The sequence below is a fragment of the Acinetobacter sp. CIP 53.82 genome (genome assembly GCF_000369465.1).
GTDB lineage: Bacteria > Pseudomonadota > Gammaproteobacteria > Pseudomonadales > Moraxellaceae > Acinetobacter > Acinetobacter indicus.
Genome location: NZ_KB850046.1, coordinates 685,789 through 703,400, shown reverse-complemented (window position 1 = coordinate 703,400; position 17,612 = coordinate 685,789). Strand labels below are relative to the sequence as shown.

At 49.2% G+C, this 17,612-nt stretch carries 18 protein-coding genes; 14 read left to right on the top strand and 4 right to left on the bottom strand.

What is annotated here, in order from left to right:
• Positions 1-190: 190 nt before the first annotated feature.
• From F905_RS08935 to F905_RS08905, 7 genes are all read left to right on the top strand, one after another.
• Complete coding sequence (locus F905_RS08935; RefSeq protein WP_180749076.1) at positions 191-658, top strand: hypothetical protein; 468 nt, start codon at positions 191-193, stop codon at positions 656-658.
• A gap of 41 nt (positions 659-699) precedes the next feature.
• Complete coding sequence (locus F905_RS08930) at positions 700-2,514, top strand: copper resistance system multicopper oxidase (protein WP_005179883.1); 1,815 nt, start codon at positions 700-702, stop codon at positions 2,512-2,514.
• A 238-nt stretch (positions 2,515-2,752) separates the two neighbouring features.
• On the top strand, positions 2,753-3,457 hold the full coding sequence (locus F905_RS08925) for a copper resistance protein B (RefSeq protein ID WP_212749291.1): 705 nt from the start codon (positions 2,753-2,755) through the stop codon (positions 3,455-3,457).
• A 303-nt stretch (positions 3,458-3,760) separates the two neighbouring features.
• The gene (gene sugE, locus F905_RS08920; protein ID WP_005179881.1) at positions 3,761-4,078 is read left to right on the top strand and encodes a quaternary ammonium compound efflux SMR transporter SugE; all 318 of its coding nucleotides are present in this window, start codon (positions 3,761-3,763) and stop codon (positions 4,076-4,078) included.
• A gap of 33 nt (positions 4,079-4,111) precedes the next feature.
• Positions 4,112-4,597: a methylated-DNA--[protein]-cysteine S-methyltransferase gene (locus F905_RS08915; RefSeq protein WP_005179878.1), complete on the top strand. Its 486-nt coding sequence runs from the start codon at positions 4,112-4,114 to the stop codon at positions 4,595-4,597.
• A 234-nt stretch (positions 4,598-4,831) separates the two neighbouring features.
• Positions 4,832-5,488, top strand: coding sequence for a nuclease-related domain-containing protein (locus F905_RS08910; RefSeq protein ID WP_005179876.1), 657 nt, complete (start codon positions 4,832-4,834; stop codon positions 5,486-5,488).
• Positions 5,489-5,641: 153 nt separating this feature from the next.
• Entirely contained in the window at positions 5,642-6,736 is a 1,095-nt protein-coding gene (locus F905_RS08905; RefSeq protein WP_005179873.1) for a catalase family protein, read from the top strand.
• A 77-nt stretch (positions 6,737-6,813) separates the two neighbouring features.
• On the opposite strand, the gene F905_RS08900 is transcribed toward F905_RS08905, so the two are convergent.
• Positions 6,814-7,581: a hydroxymethylpyrimidine/phosphomethylpyrimidine kinase gene (locus tag F905_RS08900; RefSeq protein ID WP_005179870.1), complete on the bottom strand. Its 768-nt coding sequence runs from the start codon at positions 7,579-7,581 to the stop codon at positions 6,814-6,816.
• A 92-nt stretch (positions 7,582-7,673) separates the two neighbouring features.
• Here F905_RS08900 and F905_RS08895 point away from each other — a divergent pair, with 92 nt between their 5' ends.
• Entirely contained in the window at positions 7,674-8,354 is a 681-nt protein-coding gene (locus F905_RS08895; RefSeq protein WP_005179868.1) for an HAD-IA family hydrolase, read from the top strand.
• 98 nt (positions 8,355-8,452) lie between these two features.
• On the opposite strand, the gene F905_RS08890 is transcribed toward F905_RS08895, so the two are convergent.
• Positions 8,453-8,920: an Lrp/AsnC ligand binding domain-containing protein gene (locus F905_RS08890; protein WP_005179867.1), complete on the bottom strand. Its 468-nt coding sequence runs from the start codon at positions 8,918-8,920 to the stop codon at positions 8,453-8,455.
• Between the two features lie 139 nt (positions 8,921-9,059).
• Here F905_RS08890 and F905_RS08885 point away from each other — a divergent pair, with 139 nt between their 5' ends.
• The 4 genes from F905_RS08885 (at position 9,060) to F905_RS08870 (ending at position 13,447) form a co-directional block, all read left to right on the top strand.
• Positions 9,060-10,313: a D-amino acid dehydrogenase gene (locus F905_RS08885; RefSeq protein ID WP_005179865.1), complete on the top strand. Its 1,254-nt coding sequence runs from the start codon at positions 9,060-9,062 to the stop codon at positions 10,311-10,313.
• A gap of 22 nt (positions 10,314-10,335) precedes the next feature.
• Positions 10,336-11,448 carry an alanine racemase gene (gene alr / locus F905_RS08880; RefSeq protein ID WP_005179864.1) on the top strand — a complete coding sequence of 371 codons (1,113 nt, stop codon included), beginning with the start codon at positions 10,336-10,338 and terminating at the stop codon, positions 11,446-11,448.
• A 24-nt stretch (positions 11,449-11,472) separates the two neighbouring features.
• Positions 11,473-11,835 carry a RidA family protein gene (locus F905_RS08875; protein WP_005179861.1) on the top strand — a complete coding sequence of 121 codons (363 nt, stop codon included), beginning with the start codon at positions 11,473-11,475 and terminating at the stop codon, positions 11,833-11,835.
• Positions 11,836-11,983: 148 nt separating this feature from the next.
• Entirely contained in the window at positions 11,984-13,447 is a 1,464-nt protein-coding gene (locus F905_RS08870; protein ID WP_005179858.1) for an amino acid permease, read from the top strand.
• A gap of 55 nt (positions 13,448-13,502) precedes the next feature.
• Here F905_RS08870 and F905_RS08865 read toward each other — a convergent pair whose 3' ends face one another.
• Together F905_RS08865 and F905_RS08860 are read right to left on the bottom strand one after the other, a co-directional pair.
• Positions 13,503-13,955 carry a CopD family protein gene (locus F905_RS08865; protein ID WP_005179856.1) on the bottom strand — a complete coding sequence of 151 codons (453 nt, stop codon included), beginning with the start codon at positions 13,953-13,955 and terminating at the stop codon, positions 13,503-13,505.
• 19 nt (positions 13,956-13,974) lie between these two features.
• Complete coding sequence (locus tag F905_RS08860) at positions 13,975-15,204, bottom strand: beta-ketoacyl synthase N-terminal-like domain-containing protein (RefSeq protein WP_005179853.1); 1,230 nt, start codon at positions 15,202-15,204, stop codon at positions 13,975-13,977.
• Positions 15,205-15,480: 276 nt separating this feature from the next.
• On the opposite strand from F905_RS08860, the gene F905_RS08855 reads away from it, so the two are divergent.
• Together F905_RS08855 and rpsL are read left to right on the top strand one after the other, a co-directional pair.
• Positions 15,481-16,929: an EcsC family protein gene (locus F905_RS08855; protein ID WP_005179850.1), complete on the top strand. Its 1,449-nt coding sequence runs from the start codon at positions 15,481-15,483 to the stop codon at positions 16,927-16,929.
• 163 nt (positions 16,930-17,092) lie between these two features.
• A complete protein-coding gene (rpsL, locus tag F905_RS08850; protein ID WP_005179847.1) occupies positions 17,093-17,467 on the top strand; it encodes a 30S ribosomal protein S12 in 375 nt (124 codons plus the stop codon).
• The last annotated feature ends 145 nt before the right edge of the window (positions 17,468-17,612 follow it).

Sequence of the window (17,612 nt, the reverse complement as noted above, 5' to 3'; positions counted from 1 at the left end):
AGAGTTATACTGCACAATAAATAACTTTATTATTTTATTGATATGCAAAACAATCTTCCCCACAGCAGCAATTTAAAATTTAAAGTATTGTGTATAACTGTGAATTTCTCTATGCTGGTTTGCACAGGCGTTCAGCTGTTTTAAGCAGCTTCAACGCTGGGGTTTGGTCTTATGGGGTGAGGAAATCCTGTTGCATACACAGCGCAGACAACCGGTGTGGTTCAGCTATCTGATGGCATTTGTCATGGGATGGAGCAGTCTTGTGCTGGCTGTTGTACAACCAGCACATGCGGCCATGCAACTGTCCAACTCTGCCATGATCACCAGTGTGAAATCATCCCTTTCATCACCTGCTCCTTGTCATGCTGAAAAGGCAGATTCTCCTGTAGAACAACATCACCCAAGCCATCATAGCACCAGTCCATCTGCACAGTTACCCGACTGCGAGCAGGTACATCATCCAGAGCAGCATTTAAACTGTCAGGATTGTCCACCCCTACATTGCCAGCCGGGTCTGAGCTATCTCAAGATTGCGCTCCCTGTGCTGGAACAGGCAAGCCCGACCTTTGAGTCTGAGCCGCACTTTCATCTCTATCATGCCCAGCATTTACCCGGTTACTGGCAGGAAATCCTGCGTCCACCGAAAACCTTATCCTGACTTTAAAAACTTTTCTTTTTTTATTGTTTTAAGGATAAATCATGTCAATTCAATTGCGTCAGGCCATCGTGCTTGGCTTATGTCTGTGCGCATCGTCCTGGGCGATGGCCGCAGTCCGGGAATATCATCTGTATATTGATGAGCAGCCGGTCAAGCTGACCGGAAAAACTGTCAAAAAAATAAGTGTGAATGGCCAATTCACAGCCCCCTTGCTTGAATTTGAGGAAGGTGATGAAGCGGTGATTCATGTGCATAACCAGCTTCAAAATCGCGATTCTTCCATTCACTGGCATGGTCTGTTATTGCCGGGTGTAATGGATGGCGTGCCGGGCTTTAACGGCTTTCAGGGCATTGCGCCGAAGGGACATTTTACTTATCGCTTTCAGCTACGGCAGCAGGGCACCTACTGGTATCACGCCCATTCCAAAGGTCAGGAGCAGGATGGGCTATATGGCCCGCTAGTCATTTATCCCAAAGGCAAACAGCCTGTGGCTGCGCATGAGCAGGCCGAGCGGGATTATGTGGTGATGCTGTCCGATTTTCACGCATCTTCCAGCGACACGATTTTAAATAATCTGAAAAAGTCGGCCGAGTATTATCAGAACCAGCGTGAAACCCTGGCCGATGTGTTGCAGCAGGTGAAACAGCAGGGCCTGAAACAGACCTGGCAGCAACGTTCCATGTGGAACCAGATGCGTATGCTTAGAACCGATTTGTCGGATGTCACCGGTTATCAGTTTTTAATCAATGGCAAAACACCGGAACAGGCCTGGACCGGGCTGTTCCGACCGAATGAAAAAGTGCGTTTACGTTTTATTAATGCCTCGGCCATGTCGTTTTTTGATGTACGCATTCCGCAGCTCAAAATGACCGTCATCAGCGCTGATGGCCAGCCGGTCCAGCCGGTGCCTGTAGATGAGTTCCGAATCGGGACGGCTGAAACCTATGATGTACTGGTGGAACCAAAAGCCGGCCATTACCAGATTGAAGCAGAATCAATTGACCGTTCAGGCTTTGCCATTGGTAGTTTATTGCAACAGGGCATGCAACCACCGCCACTGCACATGCCAACCGCACGACCACGTGCGGTATTGACCATGGAAGATATGGGACATGCTGCTCATGGTGCAGAAAGTACTGCGCCACATGCGGTACATAGTGCGTCATCCACATCTTCGACCCTGCAGCATCCATCGATGACGCATGCTGCCATTAAAGAGACTGAATCTTTAACGGTAGCCGAAGATCATCCTGCAGTGCATTCATTGCATGCAACGCAGGCGCAGTCAAAATCTTCGGCCAGTTCGGTCCCTCAAGGTTGGGCCAATGCCTCAACACCCGCCGGACATAAAGCACTTCGCTATGCGGACTTAAAAGCCTTAAAGCCGCAGCCGGATACGCGCGCGCCGGTGCAAGAGCTGGTGATTCGTTTGGGCGGCACGATGGAACGTTATATCTGGACCATCAATGGCAAGAAATTTAGCGAGGCTGAACCGTTGCAGGTGGCCTATGGCGAACGGATTCGGCTGAAATTTATCAATGACAGCATGATGGCGCATCCGATGCATTTGCATGGCATGTTTATGCAGCTGGAAAATGGCCAGGCCGCTGCCGACCTGCCAAATAAACATACCCTGATTGTACCGCCTGGAAAAACCGTGAGCGCGTTATTGACCGCCGATGAGCTGGGGGAATGGGCAATCCATTGTCATCTGCTGTATCACATGAGTTCGGGCATGATGAATAAGTTAGTGGTGGCACAGGTGATGCCAGAGCAGACGGCTTCATTACCCGCAGCTCCATCTGCGCTGCCAGCTGCTGTTCAGTCTTCGGGAGATGCACATGCACATCACTAATTTTGCCCGTTTCAATTTGTTGGGAGCCATGCTGTTTGCGACACCGATGTTATCGGCGCAGACACAGCACCCATCTTCCCATGTTACAGAACATGAAGTTGTACCGCAGACGTCAGTAAAATCTGTCGATAAACATGCACAACACAAGCAGATGATGCAGGCTGAACATCAGCAACATCAGCAACATCAGCAACATCAGCAACATCAGCAACATCAGCAACATCAGCAACATCAGCCCATGAACATGCTTCATCCGGTGGAGAAGGCTGCAACGGCAACAACGCATGATCACCGGCAGGAGCATGGCGGGCAGTGGTATCAGTCCAGTATGCTGGAATCGAAATGGATGCAGCATGCGGGTGGACGCGGAGTATGGCAGTCCGAGCTGGAAAGCCGGATCGGAACTGATGAGAACAAGCTGTTTTTCAAACTGCATACCGAGCAGGCCGAGTCGCAACAAGCTGAATATGAGGCACAGGTTTTATATAGCCGGATGATTTCTGATTTTTGGGATATCCAGGCTGGTGTAGCCTACCAGCAGGAGGATCAGACTTCGGCACAGCAATGGCGTGGTGTGGTTGGCCTGCATGGGCTGGCGCCGTATTTCTTTGAAACCGAGGCCTATCTGTCCCTTGCCGAAGATCAGCAGGTGCAGCTGAGTCTGGATACTGAGCGGGATTTTTTGCTGACCCAGAAACTGATTCTGGCGCCTTATTTGCAGGCCAAGCTGGTACTTTCAGATGAATCGGAACAGGCGCAGAAAACTGGTTTAAACCAGCTGCAGACCGGACTACAGATGCGTTATGAAATCAGCAAAAAAGTCATGCCGTTTGTAGATGTGGCCTATGGCTATCACAAAGGGCTGGCCCAGACAGCTCAGCAGGATGCGACGGAGTCGGAACAGGGCTGGCAATATGGTGCCGGATTACGGTTGAAGTTTTAAAGCATTTATCCATACACTGGATGGGCTTTGGTTCATCCTTTTGCTTGCTGGAGAAACGACCTATGCTCCAGTAAGCAATTTATTCACTCAAGTGAAAAAGTTTGAATCGCCTTATCTGGGTTGTGATTTTCAGTCCCTCTTGAGCTGAAGCTTATTCCCCTTCAACGGCGTTCTACTGGCAGGCGGTGGATTTTTGCTATACTGATACCGTAATTTTGGAGGAACGACCTCCCTTAAAGACGTTGTCTTTAAGAAAAATCGTCAGGACGGCCTGACTCTATCTGAATAATGGAGGAGGGCGTGATGGCCTGGATCGTATTAATTTTTGCCGGTATTTTTGAAATTGTCTGGGCTTATTTTATGAAGCTTTCAGACGGTTTTACCAAGCTTACCCCAAGCATTCTGACCATTTTCTTTATGGTGCTCAGTTTTGGCCTGCTGGCCTATGCCATGCGTAGTTTGCCGCTGGGCACGGCCTATACCATCTGGACCGGAATTGGTGCGGTCGGTTCTTTTCTGGTGGGTATTTTTGTACTGGGCGAGCCGGCATCGGCCATGCGTATGCTGGCGGCAGTGTTAATTATTTCCGGTCTTGTGCTGATGAAACTTTCATCGGCATAATCAAGCTAGACTAAAACTGAACAGGAGAAGGAGATGAAACTTGCATTTATGTATATGCCTTCTCCGGTCGGGCGTTTAAAACTAGTGGCCACAGACAGCGCGCTGGTCGCCGTGATCTGGGACAATGAAAATCCCAAACGGGTCCGGCAGGCCGAGCTGGTAGAGCAGCTGGATCATCCGATTTTGCTCGATGCGCAACAACAGCTGAATGAATATTTTCAGGGCCAGCGTCAGACTTTTGAACTGCCTTTAGATTTTGAAGGCACAGAATTTCAGAAAAAAGTTTGGCAGGCACTGCTGAATATTCCTTTTGGCGAAACCCGCAGTTATCGGCAAATTGCCGAGCAGGTCGGCAGTCCGAAAGCGGTACGGGCTGTCGGCGCGGCCAATGGCCAAAATCCAATTTCAATTATTGCACCCTGTCATCGGGTGATTGGCAGCGGCGGTAAACTGGTTGGCTTTGCCGGCGGATTAGACAATAAAGAGATTCTGTTAAAACTGGAACAACAACAAAAATAAATATAGATATTTTATGGTGTTGCATCGCTTAGTGCAGGCCAATAAACAGCTTAAATCAGTAAGCATCCGTTGATTAAAAAAATAGATCACTATCCAGATTGAACATCTTCAGGTAGATGGGATCTTTCTGTATCCACCTGATAATGAAGATTAAACCAGCATTATCATTCCTGAATGGAACGCCGTTTTATGTTAGATTTGGGCCAAGATCATCACTATTAAAATAAAACCGAAATGCATGATGTAAATATTTTGAGTATGTTGATTTCACAGCTGTGGTGGCTGTTGCTGATTCTGCTGGGCTTGAGCCTGCTGCGGGTGTTTCTGCCGGATTTAAAAGGCAAAATTGGGGAGTGGGCTGTTCTGCGACAGGCCAAGCAACATCTGGATGAGCGTTATATTTTACTTAATGATTTGACCTTGCCCGATCAGGATGGTGGCACCACACAAATTGATCATGTGCTCTTAAGTCCTTTTGGCGTCTTTGTGATAGAAAGCAAAAACTATAAGGGCTGGATTTTTGGCAGTGCGCGGCAAAAAATGTGGACCCAGAAAATTTATAAAAAGAGTTATAAATTCCAGAATCCCTTGCATCAGAATTACAAACATACTCAGGTGTTGAGTCATTTGCTGGCTGATCTGCTGGAGCCGGAACATTTACATTCAATAGTGGTATTTATGCCGGGCTGCGAATTTAAAACAGAGATGCCAAAGCAGGTATTTCAAGGGACAGGCTGGGTAAATTACGTACAGGAGTTCCAGACCGAAGTCATCTCCGCCATGCGCTTAAAACGTTTGCAATTACGACTGGAAAAAGAAGTACTGGACCCGTCCTGGCAAACCCGGCGCGCGCATGTGGCGCAGCTTAAATCCAGACATCATCAAGACTGAACCCAAGTATCGTGTTGAGCTGAGTCGTCTACGCTTACCAAACTCTCCTGAACTGTTGAATAAGCACTATATTTTTCTGGCTCTCAGCTTGCTAGATTGGTGGATATTAGCCAATTTTTGCCAGATGTTCAGGCCGGAACAGGAGCGTTCACGATGTCAGAGCCGTATCTACTGTATACCCCGCAGGTTGAACAGGAACAGCCGAATGAAAGCCGCTTGATTGAAGATATTATCGAGCATATGGCCCAAGCCCGACAACAGGTGTTTGACAAGCATCGCCATGCAGTCCGCGATGCGCATGCCAAATCACATGCATTTCTGAAAGGTATTTTGACCGTGCCGGTGTTGCCGCCGCATTTGGCGCAGGGAATTTTTGCCGAGCCAGGACATTATGATGTGATGGTGCGTTTATCGGCTGCGCCGGGAGATTTACGCAGTGACCAGGTGCCAGTACCGCATGGCTTTGCCTTAAAAATCCTGAATGTGCCGGGCGCACGCTTACTGGCCGATGATCCGAGTGATGGTAAAAACCAGGATATTCTGATGGTGAATATTCCGGTGCTGGCCTTTGGCACGCTGCGTAAATACCAGCAGATGCTGCCCCTGGTGACACGCGCGGAACAGGCGCCCGATCCGATGTTAAAAGGCATGCGCAGTATGGCGCGCAGTTTAAATGCACTGGTAGATAAAGCCGGTTTAGAAGTGCCGGTGACTTTAAAAGGCTGGGCGCGCAGTCAGAACCATATTCTGGGCGAGACCTATCACACCATGGCCGCGCTGCGTTATGGCGACTATATGGCAAAACTCAGTGTGGCGCCGGAATCGACTTCGGTACGCCAGCTGACCAATATCCCGATGCAGATTAGTCATGACTCCAGCATCCGGGATCTGGTCCGCGATTTCTTTAAGCACCATAGCGCCGATTATGTATTGCGTGCGCAATTATGTACCAGCCTGGAGCGTATGCCCATTGAAGATGCTTCGGTATTATGGCCGGAAGAAGAATCTGCCCATCAGACCATTGGCACCTTACATTTTCCTAAACAGGACAGCTATAGTCCGGAGCGGCGAGTCTATGCCGATGATGTGCTATCGTTTAACCCGTGGCATGGTGTGCAGGCGCATCAACCTTTGGGTTCGATTATGCGGGTACGTAAACAGGCTTATGAACGTTCCGCTTCGTTCCGGCACCGGATGAACACCCAGCCGCGGGCCGAGCCACAGCAGCTGGATGATATGCCGGATTAAAGGGCTTCAGATTCAGGTTGAAAAAATACCTGCCATGGGGCAGGTATTATTTATAGCAGGTATTTTTATATTAAGGATTAAAAGCGTTTTGGAATCTTCTGACCATTCCGTACCGGACTTTCAGCCTGTTTTAGTACCCCAAACAGCCAGGTTTCAGCATGATTCACGGCGGCTTGCAGTTCATCACCTAATGCCAGACGCCCGGCAATAAAGCTGGCCAGTGAGCAGCCCGAACCGTGATATTCACCTTCTAAACGCGGGCAACAGGTTTCAGAAATCAGTTCACCATCTATATATAAAGCATTGCGGATGTGATCCGGGGTATCTTCATGGCCGCCTTTAACCAAAACTGCCTTGGCGCCCATCGTAAACAGTTTCTGGGTGGCCAGTTCTAGATCATCTTCACCGGTCAGGGCACGCAGTTCTACCGTATTCGGGGTCAGCAAGGTTGCCAGTGGAATCAGCTCGACAAAGGCCTTGACCAAAGTCGCCTGATCACCCAGAGAGCCACCACTGTTGGCGACCAGAACCGGGTCCAGCACATAGTAATAGTCCGGATGTTCTCTCAAGAAATCTGCCAGCGCTGCAATATTGTCGGTGGTACCGAGCATCCCCGATTTAACACAGCGAATTGGCAGATCGTTCACCACGGCATTGGCCTGCGCCAGCAGCAATGCTTTGGAGGTGGCTTCAAAGCCAAACACCTGCTGCGAGTTTTGCACCGTGAGGGCGGTACAGGCAATGGCCGCATGTGCGCCACTTTGGCCAATCGCTTCAATATCAGCCTGTAAGCCCGCGCCCCCAGAGGGATCTAAACCAGAAAAGCAAAGTACCGTTGGACGCACATCCATATCCTTCAATCATGAATTTACGTTAGTATAGGCAACTTTGAATCAAGTCTCGAGTGTATTTCACGGTCGAAGGGGGAGAAAAATTCATGATTAAACATCTGCTGATTGATTTGGATGGCACCCTGACCGATCCAAAAGTGGGTATTACCACCTCGGCGCGTTATGGACTGGCAAAAATTGGTCATCCACTACCAGAATCTGAAAATATTGACTGGATTATTGGTCCGCCACTGAAAGCTTCACTGGCAAAAATTTTACAGGTTGAACCGAATGATGTGCTGGCGGAACAGGCACTGATGGGTTATCGCGAGCGTTTTGCCGTGACCGGTTTATATGAAAATAAGGTTTATCCGACTGTGGCGGAAACCTTGCAAACCTTGAAACTCCAGGGCTATCAGCTGTTTTTAGCCACGGCCAAGCCGACCATTTATGCACGGCAGATTCTGGAGCATTTTGAGCTGGAACAGTATTTTACCGGCATTTATGGCAGCGAGCTGAATGGTGACCGGACCCATAAAGATGAATTAATTGCCTATATTCTGGAGCAGGAACAGCTGCAGGCCAGCCAATGTCTTATGGTCGGCGACCGGGAATATGATGTGCTGGGGGCGCGACATAACGGCATCGAAGCGGTCGCGGTCGAATATGGTTATGGCACGCTGCAAGAGCTGGATCATGCTGCACCGAAAGCCCGTATTCAGCAGTTTTCCCAGTTGCCGAATGTGGTGGCTGACTTAAATAGTGCATTGGCATTCTGTCAGGCTTAACATAAAAAATCCATTCGGCTGATGCTGTATTCATCAGCCGGTGGCCGGATTTTCCATGCGCCTAATCACATCGACGGATCTATCGACTCTCTGAAACATCAGCCTTCAATATTTAAATACAGACTTTCTTTAACTTCTTCCATTACCACATAACTGTGTGAAGAGGCTGAGGCCGGCAATTTTTTCAGTAAATCGCCAAGTAAACGCCGGTAGGCGCTCATTTCTTTGAGCCGTGCTTTAACCAGATAATCAAACTCGCCGGAAATCAGATGACACTCGAGCACTTCCGGAATATCCACCAGATCTCGCGCCACCTGATCAAACACATCGCCCGATTTGGCCGACAGTTTAATCTCCAGAAATACCAGCAGTTTCTTGTCCACCAGTTCAGGATTCAGGCGGGCATAATAGCCCATAATAATGCCATCGCGTTCCAGCCGTTTAACCCGTTCCGAGCAGGGCGTGGTGGATAAATTGACCTTGGCCGCCAGCTCACTAATCGCAATCCGGCCATTGTTTTGCAGGATGTCCAAAATCATGCGATCAATCCGGTCTAATTTACGCATCTAAAAATTCCTTTATTCCAAAAAATATCCTGAAAAAATGGGCGGATTATCTGAAAATACCCACTAAAAATAGCAAAATTCACTATTGATCCGAAAATATACTAGTTAAATAAACTGGAATGTATTTGAGGTCAAGTCTATGCGTGTAATTGTGTTGGGAAGCGGTGTCATTGGGGTGACCAGCGCATATTATCTGGCGCAGCAGGGTGCAAGTGTGACGGTGCTGGATCGTCAAACCGGGCCGGCGGAAGAAACCAGCTTCGGGAATGCCGGACAGGTTTCACCGGGCTATTCAACGCCGTGGGCAGCGCCGGGGATTCCATTTAAAGCCGTGAAGTGGATGTTCCAGCATCATGCACCTTTGGCCGTGAATTTGGATGGCAGTATGTGGCAGTTACAGTGGATGGCGCAAATGCTGAAAAACTGTAATGCGCAGCACTATGCTATTAATAAAGAGCGGATGGTGCGGGTAGCCGAATATAGCCGCGATTGCCTGAGACAGTTACGCCAAGACACCGGAATCAGCTATGAAAACCGCTCTAAAGGCACGCTGCAGCTGTTCCGTAAAGATGCCCAGCTCGATGCCGTACAGCGTGACATTGAAGTATTAAAAGAAAGCGGTGTGGAATATGAGCTGTTAGACCGTGATGGTCTGGCCCGGGTTGAACCGGCTTTGGCTGCGGCCAAAGATAAACTGGTTGGTGGCTTGCACTTGCCTAATGATGAAACCGGTGATTGCTATCTGTTTACCAATGCGCTGGCCAAACTGGCACAGGAGATGGGTGTCGATTTCCAGTTTAACCAGAATGTAGAAAAACTGCTGGTTGAAGGCGATGAGATTAAAGGCGTGCTGGTCAATGGCAAAGTGCTGACCGCAGACCGTTATGTGCTGGCCTTTGGCAGTTATTCACGTGAATTCCTGAAACCGCTGCATCTGGACCTGCCGGTCTATCCGGTGAAAGGTTATTCGCTGACTGTGCCAATTGTCGATCCGGCCATGGCGCCACAATCAACAGTTCTGGATGAAACTTACAAGATTGCCATTACCCGTTTTGACCAGCGGATTCGTGTCGGTGGTATGGCTGAATTAAGCGGCTTTAACCTCGGTCTGAATCAGGATCGTCGTGCCACTTTAGAAATGGTCACCAAAGATTTATTCCCGGGTGGTGATTTACCGCAGGCCAGCTTCTGGACCGGTTTACGTCCAATGACGCCAGACAGCACCCCAATTATTGGCGGCACCCGCTATAAAAATCTGTTCCTGAATACTGGTCATGGGACTTTAGGCTGGACCATGGCCTGTGGCTCGGGCAAGTTAATCAGTGATCTGGTGATGCGGCAGCAACCGGAAATTAGTACTGAAGGCTTGTCGTTACAGCGTTACGCCGCTTAAGGTATTGATTCAAGGAAGAACGATGTCTAGACCAATTCAGGCAGTGGTGCATCTCGATGCACTGCGCCATAACCTGCAGATTGCTCGGCAGTATGCCGGGGATAGCCAAGTTTATGCCGTGGTCAAGGCCAATGCCTATGGTCATGGCATCGAGCGGGTCTATCCGGCTTTTCAGTCCGCCGATGGTTTTGCTTTGCTAGATCTGGCCGAGGCATTGAGATTACGCCAGCTGGGCTGGCAGGGTGATATTCTGTTGCTGGAAGGCATTTTCTGTCTGGAAGATTTATCAGTCTGTCAGCAACATCACTTAAGTTTTAGCATTCACAGTGCCCATCAAATTGACTGGTTACAGCAGTTCCAGCGCCAGCATCCGGAAGCACGTTTTCATGTCTATCTGAAAATGAACAGTGGCATGAACCGTCTGGGTTTTGCACCCGCCGCTTACCGGGGCGCCTTTGCCCAGTTACAGGCACTGGAAATTGTAAGCTCTATTACCCACATGATGCATTTCTCCGATGCCGATGGCGAACGTTTTGGTGCGCCGGGCATCGACTATCAGCAGCAGTGTTTTGAACTGACCATTGCCGGCCTGCCTGGCCAGCGTTCACTCTGTAATAGCGCGGCATTGCTGCGTCATGCGCCGGCCCTGCATAGTGATGTGATGCGTAGCGGCATCATGTTGTATGGCAGTTCGCCCGATTTTCCACACCATACGATTCAGGACTGGAATCTGAAACCGAGCATGAGCCTGCGCAGTGAAATTATTGCTGTCCAGCAGCTGAAGGCTGGAGAAAGTATTGGCTATGGCTCCAGCTTTGTTGCTGAACAAGCCATGCGGATTGGCGTAGTGGCCTGTGGCTATGCCGATGGCTATCAGCGAATTTCTCCAAGCGGTACACCGGTACTGGTCAATTCGCAGCGCAGCCAGACGCTGGGTCGGGTCAGTATGGATATGCTGGCGGTCGATCTCAGCCATCTTCCTGACGCCGATATTGGCGCTGAAGTGGTGCTGTGGGGCTATTCCAGCAGTGGTGCCATCTTGCCGGTCGATGAGGTCAGTCAGGCAGCCGGTACCGTTGGCTATGAGCTGATGTGCGCCATCACCGCCCGGGTGCCGTTTGTGGTGCAGGCATAAAATTTTATTCAACAGGATCACAACATGAGTTCTCAAGATATTCAACGTATTCACAGCACTGAAGTGATGAGTGCGGCAACGGTATTTAATCAGGTGGTCTATCTGTCGGGTCAGATTCCGAAAACCACTGCCGGGCAGGACATCACTGCGCAAACGCAAGAAGTGCTGCAGACCATTGATACGCTGCTGGCCGAAACCAATAGCGATAAAAGCCGGATTTTATCTGCGCAACTCTTTTTAAAGAATCTGTCCGATTTCCAGACCGTGAATGCGCTCTGGATTGAATGGTTGCAGGGCCATGCCACACCGGCACGCGCCACCATTCAGGCGGAACTGGTCAACCCGGACTGGCTGATTGAAATTGCAGTGACCGCTGCACAGAAATAAGCCGTCTGGTTTGGTTTTCTCTCCCAGCCACTGACGCTGCGTACAGCCCAAGATAGGATTTGTTGGGATGTACAGGACCATCATTGCAGGATGACGTATGCACAGCCTGCGCTGATGGCAGGGTCAGGGCACAATAAGGATATTGAACATGACTTCCTCTCGTCACGATGACGTTCATTCGTCGCCACATGAATTACAACGCAAACTCTCCAACCGGCATCTGCAGTTAATTGCCATTGGCGGCGCTATTGGCACCGGACTGTTTATGGGCTCCGGCAAAACCATTGCCTTGGCTGGCCCGTCCATCCTGTTTATTTATATGATTATTGGCCTGATGTTTTTCTTCCTGATGCGCGCATTGGGTGAAATCCTGCTGTCCAATCTGCACTATAAATCCTTTATTGATATGGCGTATGAGCTGATCGGGCCGGGTGCGGGCTACTATATTGGCTGGTCCTACTGGCTGGGCTGGATTCTGGTCGGAATTGCCGATCTGGCAGCCATCATCAATTATCTCGGTTTCTGGCTGCCACCAGATACCACGTTTACTCCCATGGGGCAGGCGCTGATCAGTGTTGGTTGTGTGCTGTTTGTACTAGGACTGAATTTACTGACGGTCAAGCTGTTTGGTGAAATCGAGTTCTGGTTTGCCCTGATCAAGATTCTGGCCATCTTAGGCCTGATTGGTATTGGTGGCTATATGGTCTTTAACCAGTTTGCCGCGCCAGATGGCACCACTGCCAGTTTTCAGCATGTCTGGTCACATGGTGGTATGTTTCCACAAGGCGGTAACGGTTTTCTGGCCGGTTTCCAGATTGCGCTGTTTGCCTTTGTCGGGGTGGAGCTGCTGGGCACCATGGCGGCTGAAACCAAAGATCCGGAAAAGAATTTACCCAAAGCAGTCAATGCAATTCCGACCCGGATTATCCTGTTTTATGTGCTGTCTTTATTTGTGGTGATGTCGGTGACGCCGTGGAACCAGATTCCGGCAGACCGTAGTCCGTTTGTGTCGTTGTTTTTACATGTCGGTATTCCCACCTCTGCGATTATTATGAATCTGGTGGTGTTATCTTCGGTGATGTCTTCCATGAACAGCGGTGTGTTTTCGACCAGCCGCATGCTGTTTGGCCTGGCGCGTGGCCGGCAGGCGCCACAGGCGTTGGCGACCTTGTCAAAACGGGCAGTACCGGCCAAAGGTCTGCTGTTCTCCTGTCTGTTTATTATGGCCGGTGCAGCCTTGCAGTATTTTGTGCCGAATACCGTTGAAGCCTTTACCTTGGCCAGCTCGCTGTGCGTGATTCTGTTTATTAGCATCTGGGGCATTATTATGGTGTGTTACCTGCGCTATCGTAAACTGCAGCCGCAGTTACACGCTGCTTCACGCTTTAAAATGCCGGGCGGGGTGCTGATGAGCTATGTGGTGTTGGCCTTCCTGCTGTTTGCACTGGTGATTCTCAGTCTGGAGCCGGATACGCTGAAAGCACTGCTGGTCAGTCCGTTGTGGCTGGTGATTTTAACCGTGACTTACTATGGTCTATATAAACCGCGGCTGCGTAAATACCAGCAATATGCCCAGACCGAGCAATATGCCAAGTCAGAAACCCTTCGCTAGCCCACAAAAAAGCCTCGTATCAAACGAGGCTTTTTTTATCTGTTCTTCGATGGAGCTAGAACACAGGTTTCACCACCACCAGAATCACAATTGCAAATAACAGCACTGTCGGCATTTCATTGAAAAAGCGCCAGAACTTGTGTGACTTGTAATGGGCATTGCCAATCAGTTTCAGACGGTAATAACCGCAAACCAGATGGTAAATCACCAATAATCCGACCAGTGCCACTTTCAGGTAAAACCACAAGGCATCGTGGTAGTTCCGGGTGGCATCACCCCAATCTACCAGAAAGTGGGCGGTAATTAGGGTGGCAATCATGGAAGGCCACATAATTCCGCGGTACAACTTGCGTTCCATGACTTCAAAACGCTGATGACTGACCGCATCTTCACTCATGGCATGGTAAACATATAACCGTGGCAGATAGAACAGTGCAGCGAACCAGCACACCACGGCAATAATATGTAATGCTTTTACCCATAAAAAAGCATCAGAAGGTGCATCCATCGAAAATCCTATTTAGGGATTATGCATCCCATTTCTTGAAAATCAGACAAGCGTTTACGCCGCCAAAACCAAAACTGTTACTCATCACAGTATTCAATTTTGCGTCACGTTTTTCAAGTACGATATCAAAGCCTTTCGCGCCTTCATCCAGCTCGGTCACGTTGATGTTTGGCGCAATAAAGTCGTTTTGCATCATCAGGACAGAGTAGATCGCTTCCTGTACACCGGCAGCACCCAGGCTGTGACCGGTCATAGATTTGGTCGAGCTCAGGGCTGGTACCTGGCCTTCACCAAAGGCACGTTCCATGGCTTTCAGTTCAGTCACGTCACCTGCAGGGGTAGATGTACCGTGTGTGTTCACATAGTCAATCGATTCAACACCATGCTGTTTGGCTTCATCCAGCGCCATCAGGATACAGCGTGTTGCACCTTCACCGCTTGGCGCAACCATGTCAGCACCATCCGAGTTGGCTGCATACGCGACCACTTCTGCCAGAATGTTGGCACCACGTGCTTGTGCATGTTCCAGCGATTCCAGTACCAGGAAGCCACCGCCGCCGGCAATCACGAAACCATCACGGTCTGCTGAATATGGACGAGAAGCAGTTTCTGGAGTGTCATTGTATTTGGCACACAGCGCACCCATCGCATCAAACAGCAGGCTTTGTGACCAGTGATCTTCTTCACCACCGCCAGCCAGCATAAGATCCTGTTTACCCAGTTGAATCAGGTTGTAGGCATAACCAATCGCATCGGCAGAAGTTGCACACGCGCTGGTAATCGAGTGCGCAACGCCTTGCAGTTTAAAGGCAACGCCCAGGTTGGCCGTAATGGTGTTTGACATGTTACGTGGTACAAAGAATGGGCCAATTTTACGCGCGCCTTTTTCTTCCAGTAATTCCACCATTTCAACCACAGATGCAGTCGAGTTGCCGCCTGAACCACCGGCAATACCGTAACGCGGGTTACCAGCTAAATCTTCAACTTTCAGGCCGGCATGTTCAATGGCTGCTGCCGCTGCGTTATAGGCATACATTGCACACACGCCCATGAAGCGTTTTAAACGACGGTCGATATTGTCAAAATTCTGTTCTGCAGCTGCACTGACATGGCTCTTAAAATTCAGTTCAGCATAAGTCTGGTTAAAACGTGTGCCTGAAATACCATTTTGCAAAGAGTGGGTTACATCTTCTAATGTATTACCAATGCACGAATTAATGCCCATGCCAGTGATTACAACACGTTTCATCTACAGTTCCCTTATGGTGATATTATCGGGTCCAACCCTGGAGACTGTCGGCGCAAATGCCGGTGTCCAGTGCATTTCCCAAGTTTTTCAATTGGATTCATAATAACAGAAAGAATTTTGAATTCTTATGGCAAATCCTATGCCTCTTTGGGAATGACCAGATTTGGGGAGCAGACTACGTGAACATAACCAAAAGAAACACAATAAGGTTGAGATAAACGCAGACTATACCTAGTATTTAGCAATAAATCTTAAGAAAGAAAATGAGGAGCAAGAATGACAGATTCTAATAATAAGCAATCAGGCGGATTCCTCTCGAGTGCGTTTGGAGTGGCTAAAAAGCTCAGTCATACCGGCATTGACCTGGTTCAGCATGTGGCGCCCGGTTCGACCAGTAAAGAAGAGGCGGGTAGCAGTCAGGGGCGGGTGGTGGAAGGCAGTTCTAGCCCGGTATTCGGCCGCCATTCATCGCGTTATGACAATCCGCAGCAGGTACTGAAGGCACATTTGCCGCAGGTCTCACGTCAATTGCTAGGTCGTCATTATAATAAGGTCAATAATCTTGCCCATTTTGTGGCGCCTCAGTTTTCCGATAAGGTGTCGGATTACTTCTTTCACCAGCTAAATACCTTCACCTCCAATATCAGTTCGGTCGATGCAGTTTTAGATGAAGCCGGAGTACGTGACTTAGAGGAACTGACCCAGGATGTGAACCGTTCCAAACGCATCAGCCAGGCGCTGGCAGAGCAGAATAAATGGCTGGCCTCGATTCAGGGCGCGATCACTGGGGCTACCGGCGTGATTGGAACCGCGGTAGATGTGCCGGTTTCGATGATCATGTCGTTACGTACCATCTATCAGGTTGGGCGTTCGTATGGCTTTGAGCTGAATAAAGAAGAAGGCCAGGCCATTGTGCAATATATTTTCAAACAGGTTGATCTGGGCCTGATTGCCGAAAAGCAGGCGGTCTTGCTGGGTATTAAAAGCGTGCTGAACATGCTGCAAACCCATGATGTGCATCAGTTACAGCAGCTGGTCGGTTCCAGTAATGATATGGAAGCGCTACGTAAATATCTGGTCAATGAGCAGGGCGAAATGAAGTGGCAGTGGATGAACTCGATGCCGAAGTTCTCGCTGTTAAGCAAATTAACCCCGGTGGCGACAGCCTCGGTCAGTGCCGCCTATAGCTGGAAGCTGGTCGAACATGTGCACCAGAAAGCGCAGGAAGTGTTCTCGCATGCCCGTGAATATCTCATCCAGCATAAGGGCAGTCAGCTATCCCCGGTCGATGCCTATGAAAAAGCCGCAGCCTTACTGGCACAAGCTGCACCGAAATTACTGGAACAGCCAGCTACAGCTACACCGGCCGTCGAGGAGCTAAAGCTGGATCAGGATATTGACCTGCAGCAAAACAGCACCATCTCCAAGGTGAAAATCCAGAAAAAATCGGCAGAGGAAAAGCCGGAGCCGGAACAGATCGATCAGGATATCCAGCAGGGCCTAGAGCAACTGGCCGATAAAATGGTTGAACCGAATGCTGCGGTAGAGCCGCAAAAACCGGCAATTCCACCGGAATCGATTGAGCCGGAACCTGCAGAGGATGACGAGTTTGACGACACGCCACCGGCAGTGGAAGAGCCACCTGAAACGGAGGCTGAACCGCAAAAAGCAGACGCTGAGAAACCGGTAGCGAAGAAGGTTACAAAAAAGCAAAAAGCGCAATAAGGTGCTAATACCTTAAAAAGCAGTAAAATCAGCCTTTAATGCGGGAATGGTCAATATTTGCCGGTCTGTCGAATATTGACCATTTTAGTATCTTGACTTACAATTGCATGCCCTCAAAAAGTAGTATGTTTTTGGGGCTTTTTATTAACGGGAGAATTGCCACATGGCAACAACAAATCAGTTGATCCGTAAGGGTCGTACGACTTTAGTTGAAAAATCTAAAGTTCCTGCGTTGAAGGCTTGTCCACAACGTCGTGGTGTTTGTACACGTGTTTACACAACTACACCTAAAAAACCTAACTCAGCAATGCGTAAAGTTTGCCGTGTTCGCTTAACTTCAGGTTTCGAAGTTTCTAGCTATATCGGTGGTGAAGGCCATAACCTGCAAGAGCACAGTGTTGTTCTGATCCGTGGTGGTCGTGTTAGAGACTTACCAGGTGTACGTTACCATACCGTTCGTGGTTCTTTAGACTGTGCTGGCGTGAAAGATCGTAACCAGTCACGTTCTAAATACGGTACTAAACGTCCTAAGAAATAATCTTTCAAGATTAAGCTCTTAGTTCGCTAGAACTGCAATCCTTTATCGTCTCGCTTGTCTGATTTCTGCATTTATTTTGTGAATATTCAAGCGACGTATAGTAAGGCCAGCGAATGCATACGACACTTTATGCTACTGCTGGATT

What these genes read in the sequence shown, in the direction of transcription:
- sugE (WP_005179881.1), top strand. Translation starts at nt 3,761, where the DNA reads ATGGCCTGGATCGTATTAATTTTTGCCGGTATTTTTGAAATTGTCTGG.
- F905_RS08915 (WP_005179878.1), top strand. Translation starts at nt 4,112, where the DNA reads ATGAAACTTGCATTTATGTATATGCCTTCTCCGGTCGGGCGTTTAAAA.
- F905_RS08870 (WP_005179858.1), top strand. Translation starts at nt 11,984, where the DNA reads ATGACTTCCTCTCGTCACGATGACGTTCATTCGTCGCCACATGAATTA.
- F905_RS08875 (WP_005179861.1), top strand. Translation starts at nt 11,473, where the DNA reads ATGAGTTCTCAAGATATTCAACGTATTCACAGCACTGAAGTGATGAGT.
- F905_RS08890 (WP_005179867.1), bottom strand. Translation starts at nt 8,920, where the DNA reads ATGCGTAAATTAGACCGGATTGATCGCATGATTTTGGACATCCTGCAA.
- F905_RS08925 (WP_212749291.1), top strand. Translation starts at nt 2,753, where the DNA reads ATGAACATGCTTCATCCGGTGGAGAAGGCTGCAACGGCAACAACGCAT.
- F905_RS08860 (WP_005179853.1), bottom strand. Translation starts at nt 15,204, where the DNA reads ATGAAACGTGTTGTAATCACTGGCATGGGCATTAATTCGTGCATTGGT.
- F905_RS08910 (WP_005179876.1), top strand. Translation starts at nt 4,832, where the DNA reads ATGCATGATGTAAATATTTTGAGTATGTTGATTTCACAGCTGTGGTGG.
- rpsL (WP_005179847.1), top strand. Translation starts at nt 17,093, where the DNA reads ATGGCAACAACAAATCAGTTGATCCGTAAGGGTCGTACGACTTTAGTT.
- F905_RS08865 (WP_005179856.1), bottom strand. Translation starts at nt 13,955, where the DNA reads ATGGATGCACCTTCTGATGCTTTTTTATGGGTAAAAGCATTACATATT.
- F905_RS08855 (WP_005179850.1), top strand. Translation starts at nt 15,481, where the DNA reads ATGACAGATTCTAATAATAAGCAATCAGGCGGATTCCTCTCGAGTGCG.
- F905_RS08905 (WP_005179873.1), top strand. Translation starts at nt 5,642, where the DNA reads ATGTCAGAGCCGTATCTACTGTATACCCCGCAGGTTGAACAGGAACAG.
- F905_RS08895 (WP_005179868.1), top strand. Translation starts at nt 7,674, where the DNA reads ATGATTAAACATCTGCTGATTGATTTGGATGGCACCCTGACCGATCCA.
- F905_RS08930 (WP_005179883.1), top strand. Translation starts at nt 700, where the DNA reads ATGTCAATTCAATTGCGTCAGGCCATCGTGCTTGGCTTATGTCTGTGC.
- alr (WP_005179864.1), top strand. Translation starts at nt 10,336, where the DNA reads ATGTCTAGACCAATTCAGGCAGTGGTGCATCTCGATGCACTGCGCCAT.
- F905_RS08885 (WP_005179865.1), top strand. Translation starts at nt 9,060, where the DNA reads ATGCGTGTAATTGTGTTGGGAAGCGGTGTCATTGGGGTGACCAGCGCA.